Source organism: Mycobacterium sp., from assembly GCF_035653355.1.
Taxonomy (GTDB): Bacteria; Actinomycetota; Actinomycetes; order Mycobacteriales; family Mycobacteriaceae; genus Mycobacterium.
Map to the genome: position 1 here is coordinate 1 of NZ_DASRBZ010000011.1, position 6,733 is coordinate 6,733.

Below are 6,733 nucleotides of genomic sequence, written 5' to 3' on the forward strand. Positions count from 1 at the left end.
GCAGACCGGCCACGGTGGTCAACGCCGTGCCGCTATAGGCCAGGCAGTAGAACTGAACCTGCTCCGGCGTGTGAGTCAGCGCGGCCGCGCAAATGAGGGTCTGCAACGCGGTCGTCTTGCCCGAACCGCCGGCACCCAAGATCAGCACGTTCGCGCCGGCCCCGGAGGTGTCGACCGTCCACGGGGGCTGGTCGTGCTTGTAGGGGCGGTCGATGATGCCGATCGGGAACACCAGGTTCTTGGCGGTGCCGTAGTCCTGCTGCCACGGTCGGCCCAGGAAGCGGTTCACCAGTTCGTCGATCGGCAGCGGCACATCCAGCGGCGGCTGCCACAGCCGGTAAGGCTCGAAGTCGATCTGGCGCAATTGGTCGATGATCACCGTGCCGACTTTGGGCGTCCGCAGCGCCTCTTCTTCTTCCTCGCCCTCGCCGTCACGGTGGCCGTTGAGCACCTCACCGTCGACGACCTCGGGAAGCGCGCTTTGGCCGTTCGGCCCGCCGACACTGACCTCGATGGGAGTGAATGCGGTGGTGAACAGCTGCGGGCGGATGTAGTCGATCGCGTGCGTCAGCGGCGCCTGCTCCTCGCCGTCGAGCGACAAGCCGCGGCGGTAATCGCGCCAGAGGTATTCGGCCTGGAACCGGATGATCTCGTCGCCGCTCTTGCGGAAGTATCCCAGACCGGCCTGGGCCGGCAGGTTTACCGCGTTGGGCACACCGGCCGCCTGTGCGGCGCCCGCGGTCTGCGCTTTCAGCACCAGCCGATAACCCATGTTCTCCATGAGCTTTTCTGCCCGGCTCTCGATGGTCTGCGACGCCATCATCAGGTGGACCCAGTAGGCGCGGCCCTGGCGGCCGATCGAGTCGAGAACGTCGACCGCGGTCGGCATGATGCGGAACCATTCGTAGAACTCGTCGATGACCACCACGAGCATCGGCAGCGGTGGCATGTCCTGTCCGCGGGCCTGCATCCTGGCCCGCAGCTCGTTGTATTCCTTGGCGCCGTCGACACCGGCGGAAAAGCAGATCTCCTTGCGGCGGGCGATCTCGCCCCACATCGCCTCGAGGAAGCGCTCCATCAGCGCCTGGTCGTCTTCCAGGTCGGTGATGATCCGGGAGACGTGCGGCACCCCGTCGAACGGCTTGACCGCCGACCCACCTTTAAGGTCGGCCAGCACGAACTGCAGCTCTTCGGGCGGATGGGCCAGCAGCAGCGACTCGATCACCGTGCGCACCAGCGACGACTTACCTGAGCCGGTGGTTCCCGACATCACGCCGTGGGGGCCGTCGCCGCCCTCGTCGAGCGACTTCATGTCCAAGAACAGCAGCTCGCCGTTGTCGGCGCGATTGCCGAACGGTATCCGCAATCGTGATCGGCTGAGCATGTCGCGACGACCGCTCCACAGCGAGTTGAAGTCGATGTCGCCGGCGTCGTCAATTCCGTAGTAGGACAGGATGTCTCGGGCGCCCAGCTGCACAACCCGCTGACCGATCTCCTCGTAGGCTTCCGCCAGTCGCCAGTGCGCCATCTGTTGCGCGAACTGTTCGGCGTCGGCTTCGGTCAAGCAGTCGGCGAGCGCGAAGAACCATGCGTTGTCGTCGATCACCATCCAGGTGTCGCGGTCGCGGGGCAGCGTCTCGATCACGCCGGCCTTATCGGTGAACCGCAACACCCGCTGCGGCACGGTCGTCCACAGCGGCGAGCCGGTGAGGTCGAAGAACGTCACACCATCGACGCCGTCGGAGCTGATCACGTACTCCCACTGCGGGTCTTCGATGTCAGCGATGATCACGTGGTGCGGTGTGGGCGTCTCCGCCGACGAGCTGGCGTGCCGGGGAGTGAAAGAGCCACGGCCAGCGAACAACTCGGCTTGTTCGGCGGCGAACTCGCGCACCGACGTGTACACCATCCGCGCGTTGCCGGCGGCGTCGCGGCGCCGCGGATCGCCGAAGTGTGGAATCCACTTCACCCAGTCCCAACGGTCGGGATCTGAGGTGACAACAATCATCTGGACGTGGTCCGGTCCGTGTGAGAACGCCAGCTGGCAGATGATCGCCCGCGCCAGTCCGAGCACCTGCTCGCGGTCGCCGACCAGTGAGTACCAGGGCTCGACGAGCAGCGACACCATCTTGGGCAGGTTGTAGACGACGCTTTGGTAGCGGCCGAATTCCTGCAGCGCCTTGCCGGTCACCGGCTCCAGCTCGATGTCGGTCGGCATGTTCTGGGGTTCACCCCAGGTCACCTCGGGCCGCGTCATACCGACCCCGACGCGCACGACCCCGAAGTTGAGGTCTTTGCCGTCGGGCTGGCGCTCCCACATCCGGGGCGAGCCCACCGCTGCCGCCAGCGTCGTCGGCGCCGGGTGGAACCAGCGGTAGTTGGCGTCCATGCTGTCGGCCGACTCCTGGGCGGTCTCCCGCAGCATGTCGAGCATCAGCATGAACTGGGCGCGCATCGCGTCGAGCTTGGGTCGGCTCATCTGCTGTTGCCCGCCGAAGCGGCCACCGAACATCATCATCGCGACGCCACCGATCATGAAGATCGGGAAGATGGCGCCGGCCCCCAGGAACAGCCGTGAGCCGCTGGCCACCGTCATCCCGACCATGCCGACCAGCAGGCCGACGACCAGGACGCCCACCACCACCAGCCACCATGGTTTGCCTTCCGGTGGCGGAACGCTCAACGGTGTCGGCAGGACGATGTTCTCCGGCTTCACCACCGGCGCGCGCTCGGGCGTCGGTCGTGCGAATCCTTGTTTCACTTCGGTACCGCCAATTCAGCAGGGTTCGTGTCGGTCGGGAGGGTGTCGTGGCGCACCAGCGCGTCCTGGCGCGAGAGCATCGGACCGGGAGCCAGGAGGCGCAGTGCCACCCACGGGGCCGGGCTCGGGCTGGACGTCAATCCCAGCGCGGTGCGGGCTTCGCGCGAATTGTCGACGCCGTAGCGCACCCCGGATTTCGACAACAACCATAGCGATTCCGCTGTGGATGCCGCCGGGTCGTTCCCGGTGACCACGACGAAGTTGGCGTAGTTCGGGCCGTAATAGACGCGGTCGGCTTCGCGGCCGGAGTTGTCGGCCTTCACCAGCGAGACCACCTTGTTGGTGTCTCCGGTGGGGACCGGGACCGTCGGCCCGGAAACCACCTGAACGCGGGCGCGTTCTTCGCCTGCAGTCTTTTCCCACCACCAGCAGGTCGCCGGGTTCTCCTTCATGTTCGCCACGTTCAGCGGGCTGTCCGGGTAGGCGGACAGGTCCAGCCCATGGACCACCGGCATTTTCGCCAGTGTCGCCGGCGCGACGACTACCGGCGTGCTACCTGAGGGGGTGCCAGCGTTCTGCAGAATCTGGGCCACGATCGGTGAAATGGTCTGCACGCCGTCCGGCAACACCACCGAATATTGTTGGGGCCCACTGATTTGCGGTGTGACGAGCACAGCGCCCACAGGCGCCGGGGCGCCGGGGAAGTCTGCCTTGCTGCCGGTTTCCGGCACCTTCGGCACCACCAGCTCCGGGCCTACCGGCAGCGCGTCGTAGAGCGCCCGGCTCATCGGGCTGGCCTGCTTGACCTGTTCGGGCGTCAATCCCAACGGCAACAACACCGCGCGGTTGGTTGCGTCGATGCGTGACCGGCGCCCCTGCCGGATCACCCACGTGTCGTTGCCGTAGCGCAAGACCACCGCGTCCGAGCCGCTGAGCACGTGCCGGCGACCCGACAGGTCCGGGGTGCCGTCGATCACCGTCACCGTGACGGAGGCCGGCGCACCCACCCCTTGCGCCGCCGTCACCGAGTCGCACACCAGCCACGACGACGACGTCGGACTGGTCGCGGAGATATCCGACGGCGCGCCTGGAATGCCCACCAGCGGCCCGTGCGGCTGTTCCGCGATCTGGCCTGACCGCACTTTGTGCGGGTTTTCGGCTCGCCCCGCAATTAGCCGGGCCGACGCCAAGTTCAACGCTGGATACAAGGTGTCGCCCACCCGCACATAGAGCGCCCCCGAGTCGCGGTCGGCGATAATCGGCGACTCCCCCATCTGGCCGGACGGGTTGATGAACGACCACAGCAGCGCGCCGAGGCAAATCACCGCCGCCCCAGTCACAGAGGCCACCACCGCCAGGATCTGACGGCGGCCGGGTTCGACCTCCATGCGCACCCGCCACCGCGTCAACGCCTGCGCGGTACGACGGGCCAGGAACTGATAACCGGTGACCTGGGTGCGGGTTGACAATCCCAGGCCGTAGCCCGACCTGTGCTGCCCGCGTTCTGAATTAGATGGCACTTTGGGTCGCAATCCCCGTCCGAAGGAATGCCCCGGCACCTGCCGCGGCGTGATTTACATCGATAACCGTAAGGCACCCCCACCGACCTCGCCACGCGACGACGGTTCTGTCGGAGGCGTCTCTCGCCGAGCTCACCGTGGCATACACCACCGTGCTGTCAGTAGTCATGTCCCCCGCTGAATTGGTCGCGCCTTCACTGGGCATGCTAGCCGCGGATAGCAAAGTTGGCTCGGCGAACCGCGCTCAGCACTCACCGCCCAGCCAGCCCGCCTGTTTCGGTGACGCAGACATGACCTTCGGGTGTCCGCCAGGCAAACGCCGCACGCCGACTTGGCCGGCTTCGTTTCGGCCCATTGCACGGCCCCGGCCGGCAGCCAAGCAAGATGGGCTCATGACTGAGCCCGCGCCCTCGTTGGTCGAACTCGCCGAAAAGTTCGGCATCGCTACCGAGTACGAGGATTGGGCCGGTCGCAACCTCGCCATTCCGGAAAGCACGTTGGTGGCCGTGCTCGGGGCCTTCGGCGTCGCGGCCGCCACCGACGAGGAACGCACGGCGGCGCTGAATTTTCACGAGCGTTCGTATTGGTCACGTCCGCTGCCGGCGACGATCGTCGCGCGCGCCGGCGCCCAAACTCGGTTTTGGGCCCATGTCACCCACGGCGATCCCGCCGAGGTGTGGGTACAGCTGGAGGACGGCACCGTGCGCCGCGGTCTGCGCCAGGTCGACAACTTCACCGCACCGTTCGACATCGACGGCCGCACGATTGGCGAAGCCAGCTTTGTGCTGCCCACTGATCTGCCGCTCGGCTACCACCGGCTGCATCTGCGTTCCGGCGGGCTCGATGCCGACACCGCGCTGATCGTGACCCCCGACTGGCTGGGAATCCCCGAGCGGCTCGGCACCCGCCGCACCTGGGGGCTAGCCACTCAGCTCTATAGCGTGCGGTCCCAACGATCCTGGGGCGTCGGCGATCTCAGTGATCTGACCGACCTCGCAGTGTGGTCGGCGTCGAAGCACGGTGCGGGGTATGTGCTCGTCAACCCACTGCATGCGGCCACGCCGACCAAGCCGATGGAACCCTCGCCGTATTTGCCGGCGTCGCGGCGCTTCGTCAACCCGCTCTACCTTCGCGTCGAGGCCATCCCGGAATTCGCCTACCTGCGCAAGCGTGGCCGGGCATGGCGGCAGCGCGCGCAGGTCCAGCTGCGGGCCGACAAATCCGAGCTGATCGACCGGGACACCGCCTGGGCGGCCAAGCGCCGGGCACTCAAGCAGGTGTACCGGGTACCCCGGTCGGCGGGACGCGAGCTGGCCTATGCGGCGTTCTGCGCCCGCGAGGGCAGCGCGCTCGACGACTTCGCCACCTGGTCTGCGCTGGCCGAGCGCTACGGCGGCGACTGGCATCAATGGCCCAAATCCCTGCAACATCCCGCCGCGCCTGGAGTCGCCGACTTCGTGGCGAAGCATCGCCGCACCGTGGACTTTCACCGCTGGCTGCAGTGGCAACTTGACGAGCAGCTCGCGGCTGCGCAGTCGCAGGCGCTGCGGGCCGGGATGGGCCTGGGCATCATGCATGACCTGGCCGTGGGTGTGCACCCCAACGGCGCCGATGCCTGGGCGCTGCAAGACGTGCTGGCGCTCGGTGTGACGGCGGGCGCACCCCCGGACGAGTTCAACCAACTGGGCCAGGACTGGTCCCAGCCGCCGTGGCGGCCGGACCGCCTCGAAGAGCGCGAGTACGAACCGTTCCGCGCGCTGATCCGGACGGTGCTGCGGCATGCCGGCGGCGTGCGGATCGACCACATCATCGGGCTGTTTCGGCTGTGGTGGATCCCGCGCGGTGCACCACCCACCGAGGGCACATATGTGCGCTACGACCACGAGGCGATGGTCGGCATCGTCGCGCTGGAGGCGCACCGGGCCGGTGCGCTGGTAGTAGGCGAGGACCTGGGCACCGTCGAGCGGTGGGTGCGCGACTATCTGCGGGCCCGCGGCGTGCTCGGCACCTCGATCCTGTGGTTCGAGCTCGACAGAGAGGATGGCGGACCCAGCCCGGTCCCATTGCCGGCAGAACGCTGGCGGGAGTACTGCCTGTCGTCGGTCACCACCCACGACCTGCCCCCGACCGCTGGCTATCTAACGGGAGAGCATGTGCGACTGCGCAATTCGCTGGACCTGCTGACCCGGCCCGTCGAGGAGGAACTGGAGGCCAATCGTCGCGAACTGGACGCATGGCTGGCGGAGTTGCGCCGGGTCGGGCTACTGGATAACCACACCGATCCCGAACGGGATCAAGACGAGGTCGTGCTGGCTCTGCACCGGTATCTGGGGCGTAGCCCGTCGCGGCTCCTCGGGTTGGCGCTGACGGACGCGGTGGGCGACCGGCGCACCCAAAATCAGCCTGGCACCACTGATGAATACCCCAACTGGCGGGTTCCGCTGGCCGGGCC

At 67.2% G+C, this 6,733-nt stretch carries 3 protein-coding genes; 1 reads left to right on the plus strand and 2 read right to left on the minus strand.

Annotated elements, in window-relative coordinates; translation table 11 throughout:
* Positions 1–2,761 (minus strand): type VII secretion protein EccCa (gene eccCa / locus VFA16_RS00385; protein WP_324965916.1); only part of this gene is annotated, 2,761 nt, incomplete at its 3' end.
* On the minus strand, positions 2,758–4,281 hold the full coding sequence (gene eccB, locus VFA16_RS00390) for a type VII secretion protein EccB (protein WP_324965917.1): 1,524 nt from the start codon (positions 4,279–4,281) through the stop codon (positions 2,758–2,760). The genes eccCa and eccB, both read right to left, overlap by 4 nt.
* Before the next feature lie 392 nt (positions 4,282–4,673).
* Between eccB and malQ the strand changes: the two genes are divergently transcribed.
* Positions 4,674–6,733, plus strand: a 2,060-nt coding sequence (gene malQ / locus VFA16_RS00395) for a 4-alpha-glucanotransferase (RefSeq protein ID WP_324965918.1), incomplete at its 3' end; no start/stop codon positions are given.